Origin of the sequence: Novosphingobium aureum, assembly GCF_015865035.1 — a bacterium.
Lineage (GTDB): Bacteria > Pseudomonadota > Alphaproteobacteria > Sphingomonadales > Sphingomonadaceae > Novosphingobium > Novosphingobium aureum.
The window spans coordinates 702,202-727,841 of sequence record NZ_JADZGI010000001.1; the positions used below are offsets into that span (position 1 = coordinate 702,202).

Here is a 25,640-nt window from a genome sequence, read left to right on the forward strand (position 1 = left end):
ACAGGAGACGACGATGGGGAAGCCCAATTTCAGCGATGAGTTCAAGCGTGATGCGGTGGCCCAGATCACTGAGCGCGGGTATCCGGTGGCGGAGGTTTCACAGCGGCTCGGCGTCAGCCCGCACTCGTTGTATGCTTGGAAGCGTCAGCTTGCAGATGTGGTGTCAGGCGATGCCAGCAAGGATGCCGAGATCCGCCAGTTGAAGCGCGAGCTGGCCCGGGTGACCGAGGAGCGCGACATCCTAAAAAAAAGCCACCGCGTATTTCGCTCGAGATGCAAAGTGGGATACGCGTTCATTGCCGAGCATCGCGATCGTTTTGGCGTGCGAGCCATGTGCCGGTGCCTCGCTGTGCAACCCAGTGGCTACTATGCTTGGCAGAAGAGCCCGCTGAGCCAGCGGGCTCGGGAAGATGCCCGGCAAACCGATCTGCTCCGCAAAGCTTGGAACGACAGCGGCAAGGTCTATGGCTACCGCAAGCTGCACGATGACCTATTGGATCACGGCGAGACTTGCTGCCCGAACCGCGTTGCCCGGTTGACCAGGCTGGCGGGCATCAGAGCCCAGGTCGACAACACGCTAGATCGGCAGTTCGATGTTGCTGCGCCAGACCGGGCCTGGGTGACAGACATTACCTACATCCGCACCCTGGAGGGCTTCGCTTACCTGGCTGTCGTGATCGACCTGTACCCTCGCCGTGTGGTGGGATGGTCGATGCAGAGCCGGCAGACCAGCGATGTGGTGCTGCAGGCGCTGCACATGACGGTATGGCGGCGCAAGCCGAAGCAGCGGGTGCTGATCCACTCGGACCAGGGCTCGCAGTTCACCAGCATGGACTGGGCCGCCTTCATCCGGGCTCACAATCTTAAGCACTCGATGAGCCGACGCGGCAACTGTCATGACAATGCCGCCGCCGAGAGCTTCTTCTCCTCGCTCAAGCGTGAGCGCATCCGGCGCCGCACCTACAAAACCCGCGAAGAAGCCCGGCAGGACGTGTTCGATTACGTCGAGATGTTCTACAACCCGGTGCGCAAGCAGGTCAGGAACGGGATGCTGTCGCCCGTCGAGTTCGAACGGCAGCAGATTTTCAAAGCGGAAGGCGTCTGGAAAACTAAGGGCTACTCAGGGATATGTCTTTGTGATGAGGTATGAACTCGGGATTGGTGGATAGGCCGAAAGTAATTTTTATTTTCAAAACAGAATTTAAGTGCTTCGCTTCGAATTCCACCCTCTCCGCCACGGGCCTTGTCCCCAACCGTTCCCATAAGTCCACCGGGGTTGACCAAGGCCCTAGGAAAACGCACGCTGAACCTTGCGAGCCACCGAAGGGTGCTTGGCGCCTCACGGGCTACACGAGGCGGCGGGGCAAGGCAGCTTTCCTGCGCACGAAAAGCACCGGAACCCGTGCCGCCGCGCGCTCCGGCCATGCCCGAGGCCGTGCGCCCGAGCGACGAGATCCGCGAAATGGTCGAAGCCGAGCGCGCCGCAGCCAGCGGGGGCAAGGCCGACCTTCTCGATGACGGGCGTCCCGTCGAGTAGCGCTCAGGTCGCGAGGGCGCGCGCCAGTGCCTCGCCTCGCGGATTCCAGAAACCGGCAAGCAGGCCATCGCCAGTGAACAGCTTCGCTGCGACCTCGGCATCGCTGCCATGCTGCGCAACGGCGCAAAGACTGTCGGCCAGGGGATCGTCGACCAGGCCGTTGGCGCCGCGCAGATGCGCGATCCATGCCGAGATCGCGGCGAGGAGCCCCGGGCATTCGCGTTGCTCGAGCCGCTGCGCCTCGAGCGTTTCGAGCCAGCGCTGCGGGATCTTCTGGCTGCCATCCATCGCGATCTGGATCAGCTTGTGGTTGAGCGCGGGATTGTCGAAGCGAGCGAGCAGGGCATCGGCATAGGCATCGAGGTCCTGTCCCGGTGCCGCCGCGACGGTGGGGGCGGCCTCGTCGCGCATGATGCCCTCGATCAGCGGGCGGATCGCGCCATCGCCCATCGCCTCGTGCACGTAAGTGTGCCCGCGCTGGAGCCCGAGATAGGCCAGCGCCGAATGGGCGCCGTTGAGCATGCGCAGCTTGGCGGTCTCGTAAGGCGCGACGTCCGCGACGAGCTGCGCGCCGAACTTTTCCCATGCCGGGCGTCCGCGCGCGAAGCGGTCCTCGATGACCCACTGGCTGAAGGGCTCGGTCATCACCGCACCTTCGTCCAGGCAGCCGAGCAGCTGTGCTACCTCGGCGCGGTCGGCGCTCGTGGTGGCGGGCACGATGCGATCTACCATGGTCGAGGGGCAGGTGCATTCGGTCTCGAACCATTCGACCAGATCGGGCGCCTCGCGCGCGAGCCATTCGCGCATGAGCCGGGCCAGTTGGCGACCGTTGTCGGCAAGGTTGTCGCACGAGAGCAGGGTGAGCCCGCCGCATCCGGTCGCCTGCCGTTCGCGCAGGGCATCGCTCAGGATCGGGTAGAAGCCGCGCGCCGCCGCGTCGAAGTCGAGCGAGCCGTCGGCCTTGCGGCAATAGCCCTTCTCGGTAACGGTGAACGAGACGATGCGCGTCTGCGGGGCGGTAAGCGCCATGGCAAGGCGCGCTCTGGCGACACCCGCGACCAGCACTTCGTGCACCGAACCGATCACCCGCGCGCTGCGTCCTTGCGCCGAACACTCGACCAGTGTGTAGAGCCCGTCCTGCGGGTTGAGCTGTGCGGCGACGCCCGGCGAGCGCATCGAGACTCCCAGGATAGCCCAGTCGCGCTCGCCCGCGTTCATCGCTGCATCAGTGTACCAGGCCTGATGCGCGCGGTGGAAGGCGCCGATGCCGAAATGGACGATGCCGACCCGTTGTTCGTTGCGATCATAGGCAGGAACCGCGATGGAAGAGGGCAGAGTCCCGAGCGCGGATGCGCAAAGTCGCTCGCTCACAGCTTGTAGGCCTTCTTCACCAGGTTGTAGGCAAGGTCCTGCGCGACTTCGCCGGCCTCCCAGTCCTCGAGGCGATGCTCCATCACCAGTTCGGCGAGGAACCCGCAGTCGACGCGGCGCGCGACGTCGTGGCGCGCGGGGATCGAGAGGAAGGCGCGGGTGTCGTCGTTGAAGCCGACGGTGTTGTAGAAGCCGGCGGTTTCGGTGGTCATGCGGCGGAAACGGCGCATGCCCTCGGGGCTGTCGTGGAACCACCATGCCGGACCCAGTTTGAGGCACGGATAATGGCCCGCGAGCGGTGCGAGTTCGCGCGCATAAGTGCTCTCGTCCAGGGTGAAGAGGATGATCGAGAGATCGGCTTCGTTGCCGTACTTGTCGAGCAGGGGCTTCAGGTTCGCGACATATTCGGTGCGGCTCGGCACGTCGGCGCCCTTGTCGCGCCTGAAGCGCTCGAAGACACGGGCATTGTGGTTGCGAAACGCGCCCGGGTGGATCTGCATGACCAGCCCGTCCTCGAGACTCATGCCCGCCATCTCGGTCAGCATCTGCGCGCGGAAGAGTTCGGCCTCTTCGGGTGTGAAACTGCCGCTCGTGACCTTGGCGAAGAGCGCCTCGGCCTCGGTGCGCGAAAGGTCGGCGGTGCGCGGGGTCGGGTGGCCGTGGTCGGTCGAGGTCGCACCCATCTGCGCGAAGAAGCGGCGGCGCTGGCGGTGCGCGGCGAGATAGCCCGACCATGTGAGGCAATCCTCGCCGGTGATCTCGGTGAAGCGCACGAGGTTCTCGCGGAAACCCTCGAACTCGGGGTCGATCACCGGATCGGGCCGGTAGGCGGTGACGACCTTGCCCTGCCAGCCCCCGGGCCTTGCGTTCTCGGCCTTGAGCGCGGCGTGGTGATCGAGGCTGTCGAGCGGGCTCTCGGTCGTGGCGATGACCTCGATGCCGTAGCGGTCGAACAGCGCGCGCGGACGGAAGGCCTCGGTGGCGAGCTTCTCGGTGATCGTGTCGTAATAGTGATCGGCGGTATCCGCGCCGAGCTGCACGTCGATGCCGAAGGCCTCGGCAAAGACCCAGTCGAGCCACATGCGCGAGGGTGTCGCGCGGAACAGGTGGTAGTTGTGCGCAAGCAGCCGCCATGCCTCGCGCGGGTCGACCTGCGGGTTGCGCACGCCGAGAGCCTCCATCGGCACCCCTTGCGAATAGAGCATGCGGAAGACGTAGTGGTCGGGCACGAGCAGGAGCTGCGTCGCGTTGCCGAAGGGCGCATTTCCGGCAAACCACGAAGGATCGGTGTGACCGTGCGGGCTCACGATCGGAAGCCTGGCGACGCTTTGGTAAAGTTCGCGCGCGAGGCTGCGGGTCGCGGGATCGGCAGGGAGAAGGCGGTCGGGATGCAGGTCGAGGGGGCGGGACATCAGTCTTCCAGTGCTGTGAATTGGAAATCACGGAAGCGGGCTTCGCCGCGTCCGGCCGCGTAGAGGCCCGGACGTAACATCAGGAACCCTCCGCGTACATTGTGGTGGTAGCCCGAGACTTCCATGCCCCGGTCGAAGCGCTGCCACGATTTACCGCCGTCGCCCGAGGTATGGATGGCGACGATGTGAGCGCGGTTGGTCACGCGCATCTTCATGCGCCGACCGTGCGGATTGGCAGGGCGCGCGCGCTCGATCCCGTACTGGTGCGTGACGAAGCGATCGGCATCGAAGCCGAGCCCAGCATAGAGCTTGTCGTCGTAGAACAGGACCAGCCCTGCGGTGCAGCCCGGGTCGATCTCGATGTCGCATTCGAACCGATAGCTCGTGTCGCCCGCGATGAGCAGCAGCGGCGAGCCGCTCGACGGCGCCGCGCCCTTGGCGGCGAGATGCAGCACGCCGTCACCGCTTTTGCAGCGCCGCGCCTCGTCGGGCGAAGGGCGGAAGAAGGACCAGCGAGAGCCGAGTGCGAGCGGTGCGGTGAAATGGTCCGAAAGCGCCATGCCGTGGGGCAGCGCCTCACCGCCCTCGGGCTTGGCCAGCGGCGCGGCGAGGTCGCCGCCGGTCATGCGAAACCAGCCATCCTCGCCCCACGCGACATGGTCGAGCAGGCACTGGCGCCCGAGCGTCCAGAAGCCCGCCTCGTAGCCGTGGTAGAGCGTGTACCAGCGCGCATCGGGCCCCTCGACCAGCGAGGCATGGCCGCGCGACCACCAGGCTTCGTCGAGGCTTTCGGTGCGCACCAGCGGGTTGTCGGGATGATGCTCCCAGGGCCCGTGGATCGAGGGCGCGCGCGCAGCGATGACCATGTGCCCGGTCGGCGGCCCCGCGGTCCCGCCGACTGCTGTGAGCATGTAGAACCAGTCGCCATGGCGGTGGATCTTGGGCCCTTCGGGCGAGAACCCCTCGACGTCCCAGTCATCGGGATAGCGCCACGGATCGTAGACGTGCTCGACCTCGCCCGCGAGCGAGAGGCCGTCGTCGGAGAGCCGCACCCTGTCGCCGCCCGAAAGGAACAGCCAGCGCGAGCCGTCCTCGCCGACGGCGTGGCACGGGTCGATGTGGTCGTGCAGGCCAAGTGCGACCGGATCGCTCCAGGGGCCGTCGATGTGATCGGACCAGATCACGTAGATGTCGTTGGGCTCGGCCTTGACCGGGATGTAGAGGAAGTAGCGCCCCGCGTGCTTTTCCAGGCTCACCGCCCAGACCGAACCGATGTTGCGGTGGAGGGCAGGCTTTCGCGGATGCCAGTTCACCAGATCGCGGCTGTGCCAGATGGTGAGGCCGGGATAGGAATCGAAGCTCGAGAATGTGAGGTAGTAGTCCTTCCCATCCTTCAGGATCGCCGGGTCCGGGCGGTCGCCCGAGAGCACCGGATTGAGGAAAGTCCCGTCGCCGAGATCGGCCTTGCGCTGGTTGTCGAGCCCGCGCGCCCATTTGCGCGGGGTCGCCGGGGCGGGCGGGAGGAGAGAGGTTTCGCCCGCCCCGGCAGCGGCAGCCGGACCAATCGGCGCCGCCAGTCCCATCGCGCCAAGGGCCGTCGCCTTGAGCGCATCGCGTCTGTGCATTCCCTTGAGCGTGTCCTTCATCGTCCGTCAGCCCAGACCCACCGTCCGCGCCCAGGCGCGCCATAGGTCGGGCCATGCCTCGACCGGCTTGCCGATGGCCTTGCGCAGGCCAAAGCCGTGGCCGCCTTGCGTGAAGAGGTGCGTCTCGACCGGGATACCGCGTGCCTTGAGCGCGGCGCGCAGACGCAGGGTGTTCTCGCTGGGTACGACGTCGTCGTCCTCGGCGTGAAGCAGGAAATGCGGGGGCGCGTCGGCGGGTACGTTGCGGTCGGGCGAATGCGCCGCCTCGAGCGCCGGGGTGGGCGCGGGGCCGAGCAGCAGGTCGCGCGAACCGGCATGTGCGATCACGGGGTCCATCGAGACCACGGGGTAGACGGGTGCGGCGCAGATCGGTTTCGCCGAAAGCGCGTCGGCCGCGTCGACAGGCGCGTAGACGCGCGCGGCGAAGCGTGCCGCAAGATAGGCGCAGACGTGGCCACCTGCGGAAAAGCCCATGGCCGCGACGCGCTCGGGATCTATCGCGAAGTCGCCAGCACGGTGGCGCACGAGGCGCATCGCGCGCTGCGCATCGGCGAGCGCGACATCGGAGCGGTTGGCCCAGCCCTCGCCGGGCAGGCGGTAGAACAGGACGAAGGCGGTGAAGCCGCGCGCGGTGAGCCAGCGCGCCATCTCGTAGCCTTCCTTGTCGACCACGACATGCTTGTAGCCGCCGCCGGGCGTCAGCAGGACCGCCGCACCGTTGGGCCGGTCTGGCCTGAACACCGCCATGCGCGGGCGGGTGATGCCGAGCACCGCGCGGTCGGTGACCAGCTCGTCGCTGGAGCGCTCGGTCACCGTTTCCCGTGGCGGGCTTGCAGGCATGCCGGGCGCGCCGGCAGGCCACAGGTCGATCGTCTCGCCCGGTTGCGGCAGGCCCGGTGCTCGCGGGCTGTCGGCTTGCGGTGGAGGCGTCTGCGCGTAGGCCTGTGTTGCCCTAAGGGCGAGCCCCGAGACGAGAGAGGCAGCCATGAACGACCGGCGGTTGATGGTCATGGTTTTCTCCTGCGTCCCGGGGCCCGGGTCATCGTCGATCAGTAGCTGAAGCGCGCACCGAACAGGAAGGTGCGGCCATAGTGGTTGTTCTCGTAGTTGCGGTTGGCCGCAAGGTCGGTGAAGCGATAGCGGTAGTTGTCCGTCAGGTTCGTCCCTTCGAGCGAAAGCTCGAGGTAGTCGGTGAACTTGTAGCGGAGCGAGGCATCGACGTTGAGCGAGCTGCCGTAGCCCTCGAACACGTTGTTGTTGCCGCTGGTGCTGTCGTTGTAGCCGCTGCGGTAGGCGACGGAGCCGCGCACCGAGAACTTGCCGTCGTCGTAGTAGGCGGTGCCGTTCCACGAGCGCTTGGCGAGGCCGAGCAGGGGCTGGACGTAATCACCCGCAGGCTGGGCGACCAGCTTGTTGGTCACCGGATCGTAGGCGAGGGCGCCCGCGACCGTGTAGTCGACGTCGCTCTTCACCAGCGTCAGGTTGGCGAGCACGCCGAAATTGCGTGCGAAGCCGTCGGTGAAGGCCGAGAAGGGCAGCTGCAGCGAAAGCTCCACGCCCTTGAGGTTCGCGCCCGGACCATTGCCCGTGGTGCGGAACTCGAATTCGCGGTTCGGGTCCTGTCCCAGCACGATGGCGTTGTAGGCGGGCGTGCCTTCGGTCAGCAGCGAGGTCGGCAGTCCGCTGTCGGCCCAGGTGCCCTGCAGCGAGGTCGAGATCGGGAAGCTGACGATGTCCTTGGCAAAGACCGCGACCGAGGCGAGCGCGCCGGGCGCGAAGTACCATTCCACGGCGGCGTCATACGTCGTCGCGCGATAGGGATCGATGAAGGGATTGCCCGAAGAGACGCGGAAGTTGAACTGGTCGACCGAGCCGCCCGGGGTCAGGCTGCCCAGCGTCGGGCGGGTGATGACCTTGGCGATCGCGCCGCGCACGATGACGTTGTCGGTCGGGAAGAAGTTGACGTTGAACGAGGGCAGGAAGTCGTCGTAGTCGCGCTTCACGGTGACGTAGGTACCGTCGGTGAAGCCCGAGGATGACTGCTTGGTCTTGGCGTAGCGCACGCCGGCGTTGCCGTTCATGCGCATGCCGAAGATTTCGCTCTCGAACTGGGCCATGAACCAGCCGCCCATCGTCTTCTCGGTAACGTCGCGCTGCTCGCCCTGCTGGAGCACGGCCTCACGCGAGTAGAGATCGACGAAGTCGGTGCCCGCGCCGAGGTTGGGCACGACCCAGGCATTGGTGTTGCCCGAAGGCTGCCCGGCATCGCCCAGCTCGAAGATGTCGGAAAGCTCGGCGGTGACCGGTGCGCCGTAGGTGCCCGAGGCGCAGGTGAAGGCCGAGCAGTAGTTCGCGTCGCGCCGGTAGCCTTCGGTGGCGAAGTCGAACTGGCGGTAGAAGCCGCCCACCATCATCGTGAAGTCGTCCGAGACTTCCCAGTCGAGGTCGCCCGAGAAGGTCTTGAACTTGTTGGTGAGGTAGGAGGGACGATCGCGGAATTCGGCGAACTGGAACGCGGTCGGGTCGGTGATCTCGTCGCCGAAGGTGAGCAGCGGCGACTTCATATCGGTGTAGTCGTAGCTGTAACCGGTCGCATCGCGATTGTCGTAGGCGAGCGTGGTCTCGACCGGGATGTCGGCCTGCGACTTCGAGGTCCCGGCGAGCAGGTTGACCTTGAGCGTTTCGCCCAGGCGCTGCTCGAGCTTGGCCGAGATCTGGTAGAACTCGGTCTGGCTCTCGCGTTGGTAGCGCTCGGTGCGCACGTAGACGTTGTCGAGATCGGCCGAGATCAGGTTGTTGTCGCCGTCGATCACGTAGTTCGAGACGTCGATGTTGCGCTCGTTGCTGCGCAGGAGCACCTCGCCCCAGTACTCGTCGCGGTTCTCCTTGAAGCGCGAGTAGAGCCCGTCGACCGAGAGCTTGGTGTCCTCGGTCGGCTCCCACTGGATCGAGCCGGTCGCGCCGAGGCGTTCTCGGTCGTGGTTGACGAGGCCGTAGCGCGGGATGCGCGGGTGGAAGGCTTCGGCGACCTCGATGCAGGCGGCCGAGGGCGTGGTGACGAAGTTCGACCCGCTCATGCAGGTCTCGCCGTTGACCGAGCGGAACGGCGCCTGTGCCCAGCGCACCGAGTTGTTGCCCAGTTCCTTGGTGGTATAGTCCGACCAGGCGACCGAGGCCGAGACGCCGAAGGTGTGGTCCTCGTTGACCCAAGCGACGAGACCGGCAAGCCGCGGATCGACGTCCTTGGTCAGGTCGTTGTAGCGTCCCTGCGCCGAGGCGACGGCGGTGAAGCCCGCCTTGCCGCCGAGCGGCGCGCCGGTGTTGAGATCGACCACGGCGCCCAGCGAACCTTCGTCGAGCGCGGCTTCGGCGGTCTTGTGCACGACAATCGAGCTGAACAGCTCGGAGGCAAAGACGTTGAAGTCGAAGGCGCGGTCGCGGTTGGCCGAGGCGCCGTCGGTCGAGGTGGCGATGGTCTCCATGCCGTTGAGACGCACGCGGGTGAACTGCGCGCCCAGACCGCGCACGGTGATCGCGCGGCCTTCACCGGCGTCGCGCTGGATCGAGATGCCCGGGATGCGCTGCAGCGATTCCGCGAGGTTCTGGTCGGGGAACTTGGCGATGTCTTCGGCCACGATGGCATCGACCGCGCCGATCGACTCGCGCTTCACATTGATCGCGGCGGCAAGCGATTCGCGATAGCCGGTGACGATGATCGCCTCGGCATCGGGTGATCCGGTCGGATCAGCGGCGCTGTCCTGCGCCTGCGCGACTTGCGGAAGCGCAATTGCACTGGTCGCCATCAGGGCGCACTTGACTGGTGAAATCCTCTTTACATGCTTGCGCATGGCCTCATCCCCTCACTTGGCCCATTGGCCTTATGCTACCGGTGTCAAAGGAAGGCGACCAGCGCCTGCCCCTGTCAGCTCATCATCTCCCTGCGCCTTGCGGCGCGTCCTCCTTGGCGGAGCCTTTCCGCCGACCGGCTTTCCGTTCTGGGCTCTTGCCCTCTTTGGTAACCGGTGTCATTGTTATGGCCACAGGCTACCCGTCCTGTCAAGAAGCAGAGCATAATGGGAGATAGGATTTGAATTTTCGCAAGCTTGCAGGCCGTCTTGCGCTGATCGCCGGCAGTGGGTTCGTTCTTGGCGGCCATGCCTTCGCGGCCCCCGGCGACCCGACCCACGGCGGCGAGGGCGGGCGAGTCGTTCGCGTCACCACGCTCGCCAAGGATGGTCCCGGTTCGCTCGCCGCGGCGCTCGCCACCAAGGGCAAGCGCGTAATCGTGTTCGAGGTCGGCGGGGTGATCGACCTCGAGCGCTCGGTCCTCGAGATGACCGAGCCCTACGCCACGATCGCGGGGCAGACCGCGCCTTCGCCCGGCATCACCATCGTGCGCGGGGGCATCGATCTCAAGAGCCACGACGTCATTCTCAGCCACCTGCGGATCATGACCGGGGTCGATGGCCAGCCCAAGCTCTCGGGCTGGGAGGCGGATGCGTTTTCCACTGTCGCTGCACACAATGTGGTGGTCGAGCACTGCAGCTTCTTCTGGGCCATCGACGAGAACATGTCCGCTTCGGGCCCGCGCTTCACCGGCAACAGCGTCGATGAATGGCGCAAGGGAACGAGCCACGACATCGTTTTTCGCGAGAACATCGCCGCCGAGGGTCTGGCCGATGCCAGCCATCCCAAGGGCGAGCATTCCAAGGGTACGCTGGTCCACGACAACGCCACCAACATCACCTTCTACCGCAACCTGTGGGCGCACAACATGGAGCGCTCGCCGCTGGTCAAGGGCGGCGCGCAGGTGCTGATGATCAACAACATGATCTACGATCCCGGCCACCGTGCGGTGCACTACAACCTGATGAACCTCGAGTGGGCTGGCCACGACTACGTGACCGGCGAGATCACCGCGGTCGGCAATCTCATGCGCGCGGGCAACTCGACTGCGCCTGGGCTGCCGTTCCTCACGCTCGGCGGCGATGGCGACCTCGCCTTCTACGGCAAGGACAACAAGGCGGTCGACCGCTGGGGCAATCCCGAGGCGATGTTCGGGCGCTACGGCGTCACCAATGCCAGGCTGATCGAGAAGGATCGCCCGATGGCGAGCCTCGATGGCTACGACATCCTGCCCGCGGACCGGCTCGAGACGAGCCTGCTCTCGACCGTAGGCGCACGTCCCTGGGACCGCGCACCCGACGATATCCGCGTGCTCTTCTTCGTTGCCGAAGGGCGCGGCGAGATCCTCGACGACGAGAAGGTCGTCGGCGGCTATCCGCACCCGGCCGAGACGCGCGCGCCCTTCGTCGAGAAGGACTGGGACATGAAGACGATGACGCCTCGCTCGGGGATCTATCCCGGCCAGAAGGCCGGGGCGCAGGAAAAGCTGACTGCGCGCGACAAGGCGATGCGCCAGTGAGCGCGGACGCCATCGCCGCCGCGCTGCTGATGGCCGCCGCTCCGGCAATGGTGGTGATCGACGAGGCCGATACAGTGCGCGAGGAACCTCCTCCGCACGGGGCCATCGGCATGAGCACCGCCTACCGCATCTCCGATGCCGCGCCAGCGCCGCGCACGATGGAGTTTCGTCGCCGCATCCTTCACAAGGATGCGGCGATCGGCGATCATCCCATCGCTCACGACGAGGTCTACTATGTCCTGTCGGGCGAGGGCGAGGTCAGCTCGGACGGAAAAACGGCGCGGCTTCGCGCAGGCATGAGCGCCTACCTCTACACCGGTGCGGTGGTCGGCATCCGCCAGCTCGGCGAGGCGCCGCTCTCGCTGATCATCGCCTATCCAAATCCGCCGGTAACCCCGGCGCCATGAGCCCAGAGTCCTGACCCCCGGGTCCTTGAGCCCAGGCAGTCAGCTTCCGGGCTGGACGTAAAGGGCAGTTGCCCAGAGCTCGCGCTGCCAGCGGCGCGGATCGTTCTCGAGCCTTGTCGTCTCGTCGAAGACCATGGTCGCGCGCTCGGGCAGGGCATAGGCCGTCCAGTCGGCAAGGCCGGGCCTGCCGGTCTTGGCAAGGCCGGTGAAGGCGCGCATCATCGCAGAGCTCAGCGCGCGGGCCGCGGGGCCGGTCCCCGAATAGCTGCCGGGGGCATCGATCGTGCCGAAGACATAGGGAATGTCGTCGGTATGGGCCGCTCCCCTCAAGGGATCGACGGGGGAAGGGCGGTCAAGCTGGTAGACCCAGGTCGCCGTGGCACCGGCTTTTGCACGTTCGTCCGCCTCGATCACCTGCCCCGGCCAGGACCGTCCCGCGGTCGTCGCGGCATAGTAGACCTGCTCGGGCGACCAGTCGGGAAAATGGGTGCGGTACTGTTCGGCAACCCAAACCGGGTCGAGATCGATCTTGATCTCGCGGCCGAGGCGCTCGCCAAGGTTCTCCCAGTCGAGCCCCTGTAACTTGGGCCCGCGCGGATCGAGGAAGGCACGCGTCTCCTCGCGGGTATTGCCAAGGATCATGGGAATGGCGCGTGATTGTGGCGCGGCATCGGGCCAGAAGGGATGGCGCGGCAGGTTGGTCATGTCGAGCACCGGGCCGAAGTAGACAGGGCCGCTGCCCATCACCGGGTCTCTTGCATCGAGGCCCTCGACCAGCCTCTCGACCGGCAGGGTCCGCAAGCCCTCGACGTCGCCGGGCGCGAGGCCGAGCTTGGCCATGAAGGCCTGCGTGCGCGCCCAGGCATGGGCCGGGCCGCTTGCCTGTACCTGCTGGCCGCTCATCGTCGCGGCGCTGTGGAACAGGCCCTTCGCCGCAGGCATCGCCATCAGCGTCGCGATCTTGGCGCCTCCGCCCGACTGGCCGAAGGCCATGACCCGCGCAGGGTCGCCGCCGAACTGCGCGATGTTCTCGCGCACCCATTGCAGTGCCAGCACCAGATCGAGCTGGCCGAGATTGCCGCTGTCCGCATAGCGCGCGCCGAAGGGTTTGAGCCAGGCATAGCCGAGCGCGTTGAGGCGGTGGTTGACGGTGACGACGACCACGTCGCCCTGTGTGGCGAGCCTGCCCCCGTGTGTCAGCGGATCGGTGACCGAGCCGGTGGTGTAGGCCCCGCCGTGGAAATAGACCATGACCGCGCGCCGCGCGCGCGCGTCCGCCTCGGGCGTCCAGACGTTGAGGAAGAGGCAGTCCTCGCTCTGGGGCTGATCGGAAAGCGCACGCTGCAGGCAGAGCGGTCCGAAGCTCTCGGCGCGCAGCAGCGGGCCTTGCGCGGGTTCGGGGACGGCGCGGGCAAAGCGCGCGGCGCGCGCATAGCGGATGCCCTTGAAAGCAAGCACGCCCTCATCGACGACACCTTGATAGCGTGCCGCGCGAGGAGCCTTGCTTGCGCGCGCCGATGACGGAGCCGGCACGAGGCTCGCGGCGGCAATCGCCCCGCCCGAGGCAAGCAGGCGGCGGCGCGACAGGTCAGCGCCTGACGTCGCCTCCACTGGCGGAAAAGGCATCGAGTTCTCCCGGTCCGATGAGGCACATGTCTCCGGGCTGCGAGTGCTTGAGCACGGTATAGGCCAGCCCGGCCTGCGCCATCTTGATGACGTTGGCATCCTCGGCTCCGCCTTCGAGCCAGCGGTGCAGCACGCCCGCGGCAAAGGCATCGCCGGTGCCGATGCGATCGACGATGCCGGTGACGTCGACCTCGCCGGTCTGGTGCGCAGTGCTGCGCGTGTCGATGCGTGCCGCGATGCGGTGATGGTCCGAGTTGACGACATGCCGCGCGGTCGAGGCGATCATCTCGAGCTTCGGGAAGGCCGCAAACATGGCCTCCGCGGCTTCGCGGCGACGGTCGGCACCATCTCCCGAAAATGCCCGGCCCAGCAGCAGCGAGATATCGCGGTGATTGCCGATCATCACCGTGGCGGCGGCGAAGAGCTCGCTGAGGATCGCGCGCGGGTCGCTGTCCCAGGCATCCCAGAGCATCGCCCGGTAATTGCCGTCGAAACAGATCGGCACGCCTGCCTCCTGTGCCGCGTCAACCGCCGCGCGGGCGAGATCGACACCGCCCGGGCCAAGCGCCGGGGTGATGCCCGAGAGATGCAGCAGGCGAGCGCCCGCAAGTGCTCCCGCCAGATCGAAGTCGCGTGCCGACGAGGACGCAAAGGCACTTCCAGCGCGATCGTAAGTGATCGTCGATGGGCGCAGGCCCGCGCCGGTCTCCAGGAAGTAGAGCCCCATGCGTCCGGTGCCCCGCTTAACGCCCGCGACATCGACGCCGGCACCGCCGAGTGCGGCGCGAGCCTTGTCGCCGAGGGGGCCTTCAGGCACGCGGCTGACCATCCTGACGGGATGGCCGAGCGAGGCGAGCCCCGCCGCCACGTTCGCCTCGGCCCCGCCCACGACCATCTCGAGCGCATCGCACTGGACGGTCAGGCGCCCGGAAGGGGTGGCGAGGCGCAGCAGCAGCTCGCCGAAACAGGTGACGTGTCCGCTCATGACGCGCTCAGCGGGCGAGCCAGCCGCCGTCGACGGCGAGGATGTGACCCTGGACGTAGTCCGCTGCCCTGCTGGCAAGGAAGACCGCGGCTCCGCCGATGTCGGCGGGATCGCCCCAGCGCGCCTCGGGAATGCGCTCGAGGATCTGGCGGTTGCGCGTCTCGTCCCCTTGCAGGGCGGCGGTGTTGTTGGTCGCGATGTAGCCGGGCGCGATGGCGTTGACGTTGATCCCGCGCGGCGCCCATTCGTTGGCGAGCAGCTTGGTGAGACCGCCGACGCCGCTCTTGCTCGCGGTGTAGCTGGGCACGCGGATGCCGCCCTGGAAGGTGAGCATCGAGGCGATGTTGATGATCTTGCCGCGCAGGCCCGACTGGCTCGACCAGCCGACCATGTGCCGGGCCGCCGCCTGGCTGAGGAAGAACAGGGTCTTGAGATTGGTGTCTATCACCGCATCCCAGTCCTCCTCGCTGAAGTCGAGCGCATCGGCGCGGCGGATGATTCCGGCATTGTTGACGAGGATGTCGAGCCGGCCGAGCTTGCCGACGATCGCATCGACCACCTCGGAGACGGGTTCGATCGAGGACAGGTCGGCGGAGACGAGCTCGCAGCGGCGGCCCAGCGCGCGCACCTTCCCGGCGGTCTCGGTCGCTTCGCTGCGGCCCACCGCGGCGATGTCCGCCCCGGCCTCGGCGAGTGCGAGCGCGATGCCCTGGCCAATGCCGGTATTGGCGCCGGTGACCACCGCCACGCGGCCCGACAGATCGAAAACATTGTTGCTCATTGGGCGTGCCTCTCCGTCCCGAGGTTCATTCTTGTTGCGCAGCCTGTCCCGGCCACGGGCATGGCGCTGCGGTTCGATCCGTGCGCCAGCGCGAGGATCAGGCGGGCGCGTTTGCGTTCAGGCCCTTGAGATAGGCGCTGATCGCATCGTCCTTCGAGGCGGGGTAGAAGTATTCGGCGAAGTGCTCGCCCGAGATCGCGGTGCGCAGCAGGTCCTGGTCGACGTTCTTGAGCACGCTCACCATGTCGTGGCAGGTCGCCGCCTTGAGGTCGGCGAGGATGCCGCGGTTCTTCTTCATCACCGCCGCGCGCTCCTTGGGATAGCCAAGGCCGCTCTCGCCGTCGAACAGCTTGCGGAAGCAGTCCTGGAGATTGAGTTCGGCCGCCCAGCCGAAGCCCTTGGCATAGGGAAGGGCAACGGCATTGCCGTCGTTGATCTGGGCGAAGAGGAAGGCGTCGGTGGGATCGATGATCAGCCCGCAGAACACGCCGGGCATCGCGTTGCACGCGAGCATCGAGCCGGTGCCCGTGCCGCAGCCGGTGACGACGAAGTCCGCGGCGCCCGAATTGAGCAGGATGCCCGCGAGCAGGCCGTTCATCGGGTAGGTGAGGTGCGCCGCGTCCTCGGGCGTGTACATGCCGTAGTTCACGACCTCGTGGCCGAGCGGCTCGGCGACCGAGGTCAGCGCCTCGTGAACGATGCCGTTCTTGGCGGCCTGGCTGTTCTCGATGATAAGGGCAATCTTCATGGCATCCTCACTCTGATTTCGTGGTCTTCTGGAAGCCGCGCCGTTGCGCTGGCCATGGTTTATGGAAACCGGTGTCATAAGCACTGTAGTCTCAAGTGGCGGTGTATTTCAACCCATCGTTGACGGGCCGGGCGCGGTTCAGGCGGAAGGGGCGTCCGCCGAGGAGCGCCGGATCAGGTCCGAAAGGAAGATCGAGGGCTGCGATGCGGCCTCGAGCGGGTCGATCAGCTTGTGCGCGGCGGCGCGCGCCATGGCCTTGATCGGCCATTGCACGGTGGTGAGCGGCGGCCAGATATGGGCTGCGGTCGCAGTGTTGTCGAAGCCGATGATCGAGATCTGCCCGGGGACCTTGAGTCCCTTGTCGAGCGCGCGATGGAGAAATCCGGCGGCCATCTCGTCGTTGCTGCTGAAGATCGCAGTGGGCGGCGGATCGACCGCGAGCAGCCGGTCGCCAGCGGCAAGGCCCGATTCGAAGCGGTAGGTGCCGCGCTCCATGAGCGCCGGGTCGATCGTGAGCCCCGCGCGGGCCATTCCGTCGGCAAAGCCGAGTTCGCGCTCGCGTGCCGAGCGGAAGCCTTGCGGACCGGCGATGAACCCGATCCGGCGATGGCCGAGTTCGGAGAGCCAGAACACCGCGTCGGCGACTGCCTGCCGGTCGTTGGAAGCGACGAGGTGTTCGCTCTTGTCGAGCGCGGCCGAGCCCATGCGCACGACCGTGCAGCCCAGCTTGCGGCACATGTCCGCGAGTTCGTCGTTCTCGGAGATCGGCGGCAGGAGCATGACGCCGAAGAGGCGCTGCTGTTCGATGAAATGGCGGATGTCGTCGAGCAGCTGGGGCGAGTGGCGGTCGACCGGGCGCACGACGAGCGCGAACTCGGTGTCGCGGATCGTCTCGAGGATGCCTTCCTGCACGCCCAGGACCATCTGCGCATTGGGGTTGTCGTGGATCAGCCCGATCAGGAAGTTGCGGCGCAGCGCCAGTGCACGTGCCTGCGGATTGGGCACGTAGCCGATCTCGGCGATGACCGCCTCGACCTTAGAGCGGGTGGCATCGTTGAGCAGCGGCGACTTGTTGATCACGCGGCTGACGGTCTTCTTCGAAACGCCGGCCAGACGGGCGACATCGTTGATCGTGGGTTTCGCGTCCTTAGCCATGCACCCGTGCCCGTCCGTTATTGCATTCGTTGTCATCAGCCCTTGCCTTAGGCTCTGGGCAAAGGCAATATGACACCGGTTACCAAATGTAAAACTCCATATCGCCGGGTTGAGGATGACTGCAGAAATTCCCCCTACGCTCAAGGTGCATCCCGCCGACAACGTCGGCGTGGCCCTGTCTCCGCTCGAGGCAGGCGTCTCGGTCGAGGGCATTCGCTTGCTCGAGCCTGTCCAGCAGGGGCACAAGTTCGCCCTTCATGACATTGCCGAGGGCAGCCTCGTCGTGAAGTACGGCCAGCCGATTGGCCGCGCGCGCAAGGCCATCGCAGCAGGCGCGCATGTGCACACCCACAATGTCGCGACCGCGCTCGTCGGCGAACTGGCCTATCGCCCCGCCGATGTCGCGATGGCAGCATCCGCCGCACAGATTGCGGGCGACCAGCCGACGTGGCGCGGTTACCTGCGCGAGGATGGAAGCGCCGCGACGCGCAACGAGATCTGGATCTTGCCCAGCGTCGGCTGCGTCGCGCTCACTGCCGAGCAGATCGCGCGCGAGGCCTCGCTGCGCCATGACGACCTCATCGCCGCCGGGCGGATCGACGGCATCCATGCCTTCGGCCATCCCCATGGCTGTTCGCAGCTCGGCGACGATCTCGAGGGCACCCGGGCGGTGCTCGCAGGGCTGGCCTGCAATCCCAATGCGGCGGGCGTACTGCTGCTCGGGCTCGGCTGCGAATCGAACCAGCTCGACGCGCTCGCCAAGGAAGTACCCGAGGCGGCGCGTTCGAAGCTGCGCATTCTTTCCAGCCAGAGCGCGGGCGACGAGATCGCGGCGGCCGGGGCGCTCATCGACGAACTCGTGGCCGAGGCGAGCAAGGCACACCGCGAGGAACTGCCGCTTTCGGCGCTCTGCGTCGGACTGAAGTGCGGCGGCTCCGATGGCTTTTCGGGCCTGACGGCAAACCCCTTGCTCGGGCGCTTCTGCGACACGCTGACCGGGGCTGGCGGGCGTGCGATCCTGACCGAGATTCCCGAGATCTTCGGCGCCGAGGAGCCGCTGCTCGAGCGCGCCGTCTCGCGCGACGTATTCGATCGGGCGGCGGCGCTGGTCAACGGGTTCAAGCGCTACTACCTCGACCAGGGGCTCCCGGTTTCGGAGAACCCTTCGCCCGGCAACATCGCGGGCGGCATCACCACGCTCGAGGAGAAGTCGCTGGGTGCAGTCCAGAAGGCTGGCCGCGCGCCGCTCTGCGATGTTCTGGACTATGGTGAGCAAGCGGTCGCCGCGGGACTGAGCCTGCTCGAATCGCCCGGCAACGATGCCGTATCGTCGACCGCGCTGGCCGCCTCGGGCGCCACGCTCGTGCTGTTCACCACCGGCAGGGGCACGCCGCTCGGCTTCGCGGTGCCGTGTCTCAAGGTCGCTTCGAACGAGGCGCTGGCGCAGGCCAAGCCGCACTGGATCGACTTCGACGCCTCGCTGACCCTGCGCGAGGGAAGCGAGAGCGCCGACGACGCCTTCCTTGCCCGAATCCTGGCTTTTGCGAGCGGCGAACGCACAGCCGCCGAGCGGGGAGGGCAGCGCGCCATCGCCATCTGGAAGCGCGGCGTAACTCTTTGAAGAGGCTCGGGCGGTGCAATTGCATTTGCTTATGACACCGGTTTCCTATAGCACTTTGGCTCAAGGATAGAATTCGTGGGGTTGAGGAAAATGTCCAAGCAAGAAGCGCGCGACGTCGCGCAGGCTTTCGTCACGGCACGCAAGGCGGCCGAGGGGCTCGAAGCCTATCCCGGCACCCGTCCCGAGGACATGGTTTCGGGTTATGCCATCCAGGACATCGCACTCGTCCTCGATGGCCGTGAGGTCGCTGGCTGGAAGGTCGGAAAGATCAATCCGCCCGACGATGAAAGGCTTGGCACCAATCGTCTCGCCGGTCCGATCTTCGCCGATACGGTCCATCCCGTCAGTGCCGACGAGGAGCGGGCGATGCCGGTCTTCGCCGAGGGTTTCGGCGCCGCCGAGGCCGAGTTCCTGCTCCACGTCGCGCCCGGTTGGGACGGCGTCGTGCCGGCCGACAACGCGGCCGTTCCAGCGCTGCTCGACCGGGTCCACCTTGGCATCGAGATCGCGAGTTCACCTTATCCCGGGATCAATGCCGACGGGCCGCCGGTGACGGTTTCCGACTTCGGCAACAACCATGGCCTGCTGATCGGGCCCGCGCTGGCGGACTGGCAGGAGGCGGACTTCGATGCCATCGAGGTGCGGCTCGAGATCAATGGCGAGACCGTGGGCGCCAACACCACCGCCAATATGCTCGACGGCCCGCTGGGCGCCGTACGCTTCCTGCTCGGGAACCTCAGCGAACGCGGCATCGACTGCAGCGCGGGGGCATGGATCTCGACCGGCGCGGTAACCGGTGTCCATCCGGTCGCGCCGGGCGATCGGGTACTGGCCGAGTTCGCCGGATGCGGGTCGTTGAAATGCAGGATCGTCGCTGCCTGACGGGCGCGGCGCACGGATCTAGACGGCAGGCCAATGGGCCGCCGTGAAGGGAGCAGGAATGATGCAGGAAGGTACCGGGACGATGACTTCGGCCGAAACCGCAGCGCCGGTCCAGGGCAAGGTCGGACGCTATCGCTGGCTGATCGTGACGCTGCTGTTCGCGGCGACTGCAGTGAACTACGTCGATCGCCAGATGATCGGCGTGCTCAAGCCCACGCTAGAGGCGGAATTCAACTGGAGCGAATCCGACTTCGCCGGGATCATCTTCTGGTTCCAGCTCGCCTATGCCATCGGCTATCTCTCGTTCGGCAAGGTCGTCGACGCGCTGGGCGCGCGGCTCGGCTACACCATCGCCATCGTGATCTGGACGATCAGCCACGTCGCGCACGGCTTTGCCAGCGGCGTGACCTCGTTCGCCGCGGCGCGCTTCGGGCTTGGCATCGGCGAATCCGGCAACTTCCCGGCGGGTATCCGCGCGGTCACCGACTGGTTCCCGCAGAAGGAGCGCGCCTTCGCGATCGGCCTGTTCAATGCCGGGGCGAACGTGGGTGCGATCCTGACCCCGCTGATCGTGCCGCTGCTGGTGCTGTGGTTCGACTGGCGCATGGCCTTTTTCGTGACCGGCCTGTTCGGCGTCGCCTGGCTGGCCGCGTGGTGGGCGATCTACCGCCATCCCAGCGAGCACGCGCGTGTCACCCGCGAGGAACTCGCCTGGATCCAGCAGGACCCCGCCGACCCGGTCGAGAAGATCGGCTGGTCGCGCCTGCTCACCGTGCGCGAGACCTGGGCCTATGCCCTCGGCAAGTTCCTGATCGACCCGATCTGGTGGTTCTTCCTGTTCTGGCTGCCCGGCTACCTGTTCGAGCGCTACGACCTCGACCTCAAGACCTTCGGCCTGCCGCTTGCCGCGATCTACCTGATCTCCGACGTCGGCTCGATCGCGGGTGGCTGGCTGTCCTCGAAGCTGATCAAGGCCGGACGCAGCCCCAATTTCGCCCGCAAGCTGACGATGCTGCTCAGCGCGCTCTGCGTGCTCCCGATCTGGTTCGCCCAGTCGATCGACAGCGTGTGGAGCGCGGTGCTCGTGATCGGTCTCGCGACCGCGGCGCACCAGGCCTTCTCGGCCAACCTCTATACCCTGCCCTCCGACGTGTTCCCGCGCGGCGCTGTCGGCTCGGTGGTCGGTATCGGCGGGACCGTGGGCGCGCTCGGCGGGATGGGCATGGCGCTCTTCGCCGGCTACATTCTCGATGCGACGGACAGCTACGAGGTCCTCTTCGCGATCTGCGCGAGCGCCTATCTGCTGGCCCTGCTGGTCATCCACATCCTCAGCCCGAGATTGGATGCAGCCAAGCTCGCCACCCGATGAAGGCGTGCATCGCTTGGCCCCGGGGTTGAGGGCATATCGGGTCTCACTGGGCTATAGGCAGGTGCAGGAATAGCCAGAAGAGCTCCATGAACCCGAGAAGACGGTCGGGCAGCATACAACCATGTGGCCTTGAGTGAGTCTTCGCGCAGGGGCACCGCGCTCGTGTAATCGCTGATCCGACCTTCCTCGCAGAGGAAGGTCGGAGGGCAGCCATTGTCATCGGTGATGGCGTGCAGTTTGTTCTCCATGCCGCCTTTGGTCCGCCTTGGCAGACGTCCAAGGTCGATTTTTCGACCCCACGGGGGCGTGCAAGGATGCCCGTGCTGTCGATCAGCAGTTTGCAACGGTCCGGCACCAGCCAATCGAGATCGACCATCTCGAGAGGACTCGCCACCATGCTGGTGGTCTGAGGCAAGGGCAGTTTGAACACTCCTGGCCTGCTGCCGGTCTGTTCGCGCATTGCCATCTCGACCGGGTGGGTGCCGAGCATCGGAACGTCGACCTGACCTGCAAGGTCGGTCTGGCCGGGATCGGTCCAGGTCAGGCGGGCCAGTTCTCCCACATTGGCCAGCCCGAACCCGCCGTGAAAATTCCGGGCCGGGTATTGTTCACACAGGATCGCGGGCCGTGTCGGAGCGACCATCGAGAAAGCTGCAGATCTCGGTGACGGTGCGCGCGGTCGGCATCGGTAGCTCGTGCGTTTCGGCCAGCTCGAGCACCGAGCGCGCGATCGCGTCGAGTTCGAGCGGGGCCCCGCGGGCATGGTCCTGCGCCATCGAGGTGCGAAACGGACCGGCCGCGCGGCCGATGGCCAGCATCTCGTCTAGGTCGTAGCGAGGCTCGACCCCGAGCCTGCGCGCAAGTGCGATGGTTTCGCGCAGCACCGCGGTTACGGTCGGGACGAGCGCGGGGTCGTTGAACTGCTCGGCCAGTGTCGCCTGCGCCACCACCGAGAGCGGGTTCGTGGCAAGGTTGAGGGCGATTTTGCTCCACAAGTCGCGCCGGACCTCGTCGACGAAGCGCACCGCGAGGCTCGTTGCGCCGAGAGCGCTGCGCAGCGGGGCGAGGGTCGCTGACGGGTCGGTATCGGTCGCAGTGCTCACGGTCCCCATGACAATGCGTTCCGGCCCGCTGGCGAGGACCGCTCCATCATCATCGAGCGAGGCGGTGAGAAACAGTACGGCGCCGACCAGCCGGCTCGGGGCAAAGAAGCGTGCGAGGGCGCCGTGGGGATCGACTGCCCTGACCGTGCGGGCACCATCGCCTTGAAAGTACCACCATGGCACGCCGTTTATCAGCGGCACGACGAAGGTCGTGGGCGTGACGAGCCGGGCAATGTCGGGCAGGGCCGGCTCGATGGCGTGGGCCTTGAGGGCCAGAAAGACGATGTCCTGAGCGCCAGCTTCGCTCGCGCTGGCGGCGCGCACGGGCAGGTGTATCGGTTCCGCGCCGTTCTCGCGCAGCCACAGCCCTTTCGCGCGCAGCTGTTCCAGACGGGCCCCGCGCGCAACCAGGCTTGGTGCGAGGCCGGACTGCACGAGGCGGGCGGCAACCAGCGAGCCAACCGCCCCCGCGCCGAGGATGGCGATACGCGGTGTCGTCTCGTCGGGAAGGGTCATGGTGCGGGCGCGTGGGCGGTGCGGGCGAAGCTGCGTGCGAGCGCACTGGCAAAGCGTTCGACATCGCTCATCGCAAGCCCGGCAAGATTGATGCGGCCATCGGGCGCCATGTAGATTGCATGGTTCTCGCGCAGGTCGGCGATGGCTTCGGGAGGCAGGGCGAGCTGCGCGAACATGCCTTGCTGGTGCGCAATGGAGTCGAGCGCGAGGCCTTGAGCGCAGGCCGCATCGGCCAGTGCCCGGCGGGTCGCGACCAGCCGCGTGCGCATCGCTTCGAGTTCGTCGTACCACGCGCTTGCAAGCGCCGCGTCGCCAAGGATCGTGGCAACGACGGCGGCGCCGTGGTCGGGCGGCATCGAGTAGTTGGCTCGTACCAGATCGGCCGCGTTGCTGCTCGCTGCAACGCGCGCGGCCTCGTCGCCTGCCTGTATGAACAAAGCTCCGACACGCTCGCGGTAGAGGCCGAAGTTCTTGTTGCACGAATAGGCGATGAGGGCATCGGGCACGGTGTCGAGCAGCAGGCAGGCCGCAAGCGCATCTTCCTCGATACCGCGGCCAAGGCCCTGGTAGGCGAGGTCGATCAGCGGCACGAGATCCTTGTCGCGCAGCAGCTCTGCAATCCGGGCCCATTGGCCATCGTCGGGATCGATGCCGGTGGGATTGTGGCAGCAGCCCTGTAGGAGCACGGCATCGCCGGGGTCCGCCTGCTCCATTGCCGCGCCGAAGGCATCGAGATCGAAGCGCTGCGTTTCGGTGTCGATGGCGCGGTAACTGCGGATCTCGAGGCCCGCTGCCGCAAAGACCGGGACATGGTTCGACCACGTGGGCAGGCCTACCCAGATCCTGCCGTGTCGCTCGCTTCCCGTCCTGGCCCGCGAGGCAGCATTGCGTACGAGCAGGTCGGCGGCGACACGCAGGGCGCCGGTACCGCCCGGGGTCTGCAGCGCGGCCAGCCGACGCGCGCGTGCAGAGCCAAAGGCCATGCCTGCCACGCCTTGCGTGAATTCGACATTGCCCAGCGGGCCAAGGTAGGTTTTCGTCGGCTGCTGCGCGACCAGCCGGGCCTCGGCCTGCTTGACGGCATGCATGACCGGGGTCTGGCCGTTCTCGTCGCGAAACACGCCGACCGAGAGGTCGATCTTGCCGGGCCTTGCATCCTCGCGGAAAGCGCCGATCAACGAGAGCAGCGGATCGGCGGGGCAGGCCGGGAGACTAAAGTTCGACATTGACGCGATCCCTTATGGTGTTCGCGCGTAGGCTAGGCGAAAATCCGGCGAAATGGCGTGCATTGTCATGGCATTTTTCCTCAATCGCGCACACCTGTTGCACATATTGATTATTCCATGCATGCATCCTGCATCGACGATTGCAGCGTGGTAACGTGCAAGGGAGGATGACATGGCCGGCTCACTCGACAGGTACGATCGCACCATCCTGGCCGCGCTACAGGAGGACGGCAGCCTTGGGCCCGCAGAACTCAGCCACCGGGTGAACCTCTCGGCATCGCAGTGTTCGCGCCGCCTCGCCCGGCTGCGCGAGGAAGGCTACATCAGCCACACGGTCGCGATCCTCGACCCCGAGAAACTCAACCTTGGCATCTCGGCTTTTGTCACGGTGCGGCTGCGTGCCCAGAGCCGCGAGGCCGACGCGGCCTTTCGCGAAAGGATCATGGCGCTGCCCGAAGTGGTCTCGTGCGACTACACCACCGGGGACATGGATTTCATCCTGCGCATCTGGACCCGCGACCTCGAGCGCTATGCCGCGTTCATTTCCGACAAGCTGATGCTCGACGATCTCACCCAGAGCGTGACGACCTACATCGTCATGAAGAAGATGAAGAACACGACCCAGCTGCCGCTCGATTACCTCTAGGCCGACCTTATGGCCGCTCGGTCCCGGCGCGCGGCGCGCGGTCCGCAGCGATCATCGCGCGCACGGCCCGCCCGGGCAGCGCGCGGACCGTTCCCCTTGCGCCCGTAACGTCGTGCGCTGCGAACAACGCGTTGTAGACGCTTTCCTCCGATGCCTCGGCGACGGCCTGGAACAGCGGCGTCATCGCATCGTTGGCGAGCTGAGCAAGGCGGGTCTCGCCCTTGCGGCGCTGCGCGGTGCGGCGCACGTCCGGTGCGCTCGAGAAGGCAATGGCATAGTCGCCCGAACCGTTGGAGAAAGCGGATCCGGTGCGCGCGATGCCAACGAAGGCGCGCTGGGCAAGGCGGCGCAGGTTGCGGTCGGACAACGGCGCATCGGTGGCGATCACCAGCACGACCGAGCCGTCGGCCGAGGTCTCGGGAAGCTTGTCCTTGTACAGATATTGCCCGAGCCGCTGGCCGACGGGCACACCCGCGACACTCAGCACGCCGCCGTAGTTGGTCTGTGCGAGCACGCCCACCGTCCATCCGCCCAGACTATCGGGCAGCTTGCGCGAGGCGGTCCCGATGCCGCCCTTCCAGCCGAAGCTGACGGTGCCGGTTCCTGCACCGACCACGCCTTCTTCCACCGGACCCGTCGTCGCGCTCTCGATGGCGCGGCGCGCATCGGCGATGGTCACGTGCCTGCCGCGAATGTCGTTGAGCAGGCCGTCGTTGGTCTCGCCGACCACGGCATTGACGGTGCGCACGCCCGCGTTCCCGGGCTGCTCCAGCGTCCACTCGATGCTCGCTGCCATGGCTTCGGGCACCGAGAGCGTGTTGGTGAGCAGGATCGGCGTCTCGATCTCGCCAAGGTCCTCGACCTGGGTGGAGCCTGCGAACTTGCCGAAGCCGTTGGCGGCGTGAAAGCCGGCGGGGACCTTGTCCTGCCACAGGTTGCCGCCGTGCGGCAGCACCGCCGTGACCCCGGTATGGACGGTCCTGCCCCGTTCGATCGTGACCTGTCCGACCCTGACGCCTGCAACGTCGGTGATCGCATCGAGCGGGCCTGTCGGGAGGATGCCGATGGGCACGCCGGCACCGCGCGTCTCGGTGTCGGCAGCTTCGCCAACGGCGGGCGCCGGGGCCAGCGGGATGCCAGCCAGCAAGAGCGCCAGCGGCGCACCGCGAAGCGTGCTGCGCATG

At 66.6% G+C, this 25,640-nt stretch carries 22 protein-coding genes; 8 read left to right on the top strand and 14 right to left on the bottom strand.

Annotated elements, in window-relative coordinates:
• The first annotated feature begins 13 nt into the window (after positions 1-13).
• The gene (locus I5E68_RS03425) at positions 14-1,150 is read left to right on the top strand and encodes an IS3 family transposase (protein WP_197160793.1); all 1,137 of its coding nucleotides are present in this window, start codon (positions 14-16) and stop codon (positions 1,148-1,150) included.
• A 252-nt stretch (positions 1,151-1,402) separates the two neighbouring features.
• A complete protein-coding gene (locus I5E68_RS20245) occupies positions 1,403-1,537 on the top strand; it encodes a hypothetical protein (RefSeq protein ID WP_267449419.1) in 135 nt (44 codons plus the stop codon).
• Between the two features lie 3 nt (positions 1,538-1,540).
• On the opposite strand, the gene I5E68_RS03430 is transcribed toward I5E68_RS20245, so the two are convergent.
• From I5E68_RS03430 to I5E68_RS03450, 5 genes are read right to left on the bottom strand one after another with little or no spacing between them, the layout of a single operon-like run.
• Positions 1,541-2,908, bottom strand: a complete 1,368-nt coding sequence (locus I5E68_RS03430) for a mannitol dehydrogenase family protein (protein WP_323982076.1) — start codon at positions 2,906-2,908, stop codon at positions 1,541-1,543.
• On the bottom strand, positions 2,905-4,320 hold the full coding sequence (uxaC, locus tag I5E68_RS03435; protein ID WP_197160796.1) for a glucuronate isomerase: 1,416 nt from the start codon (positions 4,318-4,320) through the stop codon (positions 2,905-2,907). The genes I5E68_RS03430 and uxaC overlap by 4 nt, the downstream gene beginning before the upstream one ends.
• The gene (locus I5E68_RS03440) at positions 4,320-5,945 is read right to left on the bottom strand and encodes a family 43 glycosylhydrolase (protein WP_197164500.1); all 1,626 of its coding nucleotides are present in this window, start codon (positions 5,943-5,945) and stop codon (positions 4,320-4,322) included. The genes uxaC and I5E68_RS03440 overlap by 1 nt, the downstream gene beginning before the upstream one ends.
• Before the next feature lie 27 nt (positions 5,946-5,972).
• Complete coding sequence (locus I5E68_RS03445; protein ID WP_197160797.1) at positions 5,973-6,977, bottom strand: alpha/beta hydrolase; 1,005 nt, start codon at positions 6,975-6,977, stop codon at positions 5,973-5,975.
• A 38-nt stretch (positions 6,978-7,015) separates the two neighbouring features.
• On the bottom strand, positions 7,016-9,769 hold the full coding sequence (locus I5E68_RS03450) for a TonB-dependent receptor (protein WP_228726803.1): 2,754 nt from the start codon (positions 9,767-9,769) through the stop codon (positions 7,016-7,018).
• Between the two features lie 317 nt (positions 9,770-10,086).
• Between I5E68_RS03450 and I5E68_RS03455 the strand changes: the two genes are divergently transcribed.
• Complete coding sequence (locus I5E68_RS03455) at positions 10,087-11,391, top strand: pectate lyase family protein (RefSeq protein ID WP_228727034.1); 1,305 nt, start codon at positions 10,087-10,089, stop codon at positions 11,389-11,391.
• 29 nt (positions 11,392-11,420) lie between these two features.
• Complete coding sequence (locus tag I5E68_RS03460; protein ID WP_197164502.1) at positions 11,421-11,798, top strand: cupin domain-containing protein; 378 nt, start codon at positions 11,421-11,423, stop codon at positions 11,796-11,798.
• Between the two features lie 39 nt (positions 11,799-11,837).
• On the opposite strand, the gene I5E68_RS03465 is transcribed toward I5E68_RS03460, so the two are convergent.
• From I5E68_RS03465 to I5E68_RS03485, 5 genes are all read right to left on the bottom strand, one after another.
• A complete protein-coding gene (locus I5E68_RS03465) occupies positions 11,838-13,424 on the bottom strand; it encodes a carboxylesterase/lipase family protein (protein WP_197160803.1) in 1,587 nt (528 codons plus the stop codon).
• Entirely contained in the window at positions 13,387-14,409 is a 1,023-nt protein-coding gene (locus tag I5E68_RS03470; RefSeq protein ID WP_197160805.1) for a sugar kinase, read from the bottom strand. The genes I5E68_RS03465 and I5E68_RS03470 overlap by 38 nt, the downstream gene beginning before the upstream one ends.
• Positions 14,410-14,416: 7 nt before the next feature.
• Positions 14,417-15,190, bottom strand: a complete 774-nt coding sequence (kduD, locus tag I5E68_RS03475; protein WP_197160807.1) for a 2-dehydro-3-deoxy-D-gluconate 5-dehydrogenase KduD — start codon at positions 15,188-15,190, stop codon at positions 14,417-14,419.
• A gap of 97 nt (positions 15,191-15,287) precedes the next feature.
• A complete protein-coding gene (locus tag I5E68_RS03480; protein WP_197160809.1) occupies positions 15,288-15,938 on the bottom strand; it encodes an RpiB/LacA/LacB family sugar-phosphate isomerase in 651 nt (216 codons plus the stop codon).
• Between the two features lie 138 nt (positions 15,939-16,076).
• The gene (locus I5E68_RS03485; RefSeq protein WP_197160811.1) at positions 16,077-17,093 is read right to left on the bottom strand and encodes a LacI family DNA-binding transcriptional regulator; all 1,017 of its coding nucleotides are present in this window, start codon (positions 17,091-17,093) and stop codon (positions 16,077-16,079) included.
• 115 nt (positions 17,094-17,208) lie between these two features.
• On the opposite strand from I5E68_RS03485, the gene I5E68_RS03490 reads away from it, so the two are divergent.
• The 3 genes from I5E68_RS03490 (at position 17,209) to I5E68_RS03500 (ending at position 20,965) form a co-directional block, all read left to right on the top strand.
• Positions 17,209-18,714, top strand: coding sequence for a UxaA family hydrolase (locus tag I5E68_RS03490; protein ID WP_197160814.1), 1,506 nt, complete (start codon positions 17,209-17,211; stop codon positions 18,712-18,714).
• 90 nt (positions 18,715-18,804) lie between these two features.
• Positions 18,805-19,596: a 2-keto-4-pentenoate hydratase gene (locus I5E68_RS03495; protein WP_197160821.1), complete on the top strand. Its 792-nt coding sequence runs from the start codon at positions 18,805-18,807 to the stop codon at positions 19,594-19,596.
• 61 nt (positions 19,597-19,657) lie between these two features.
• The gene (locus I5E68_RS03500; protein WP_197164504.1) at positions 19,658-20,965 is read left to right on the top strand and encodes an MFS transporter; all 1,308 of its coding nucleotides are present in this window, start codon (positions 19,658-19,660) and stop codon (positions 20,963-20,965) included.
• Between the two features lie 43 nt (positions 20,966-21,008).
• Here I5E68_RS03500 and I5E68_RS20250 read toward each other — a convergent pair whose 3' ends face one another.
• Genes I5E68_RS20250 through I5E68_RS03515 form a run of 3 tightly spaced genes read right to left on the bottom strand, consistent with a single transcriptional unit; the run spans position 21,009 to position 23,810 of the window.
• Positions 21,009-21,608 (bottom strand): hypothetical protein, encoded by a 600-nt coding sequence (locus I5E68_RS20250; RefSeq protein ID WP_197164860.1) that lies wholly within the window; start codon positions 21,606-21,608, stop codon positions 21,009-21,011.
• Positions 21,574-22,584, bottom strand: a complete 1,011-nt coding sequence (locus I5E68_RS03510) for a ketopantoate reductase family protein (protein WP_197160824.1) — start codon at positions 22,582-22,584, stop codon at positions 21,574-21,576. Before I5E68_RS03510 ends, I5E68_RS20250 begins: the two co-directional genes overlap by 35 nt.
• The gene (locus tag I5E68_RS03515; protein ID WP_197160826.1) at positions 22,581-23,810 is read right to left on the bottom strand and encodes an aromatic amino acid transaminase; all 1,230 of its coding nucleotides are present in this window, start codon (positions 23,808-23,810) and stop codon (positions 22,581-22,583) included. The genes I5E68_RS03510 and I5E68_RS03515 overlap by 4 nt, the downstream gene beginning before the upstream one ends.
• A gap of 172 nt (positions 23,811-23,982) precedes the next feature.
• On the opposite strand from I5E68_RS03515, the gene I5E68_RS03520 reads away from it, so the two are divergent.
• Positions 23,983-24,456 (top strand): Lrp/AsnC family transcriptional regulator, encoded by a 474-nt coding sequence (locus tag I5E68_RS03520; RefSeq protein ID WP_197160828.1) that lies wholly within the window; start codon positions 23,983-23,985, stop codon positions 24,454-24,456.
• Positions 24,457-24,463: 7 nt separating this feature from the next.
• Here I5E68_RS03520 and I5E68_RS03525 read toward each other — a convergent pair whose 3' ends face one another.
• Positions 24,464-25,639 (bottom strand): DmpA family aminopeptidase, encoded by a 1,176-nt coding sequence (locus I5E68_RS03525; RefSeq protein WP_197160830.1) that lies wholly within the window; start codon positions 25,637-25,639, stop codon positions 24,464-24,466.
• Position 25,640: the final 1 nt, after the last annotated feature.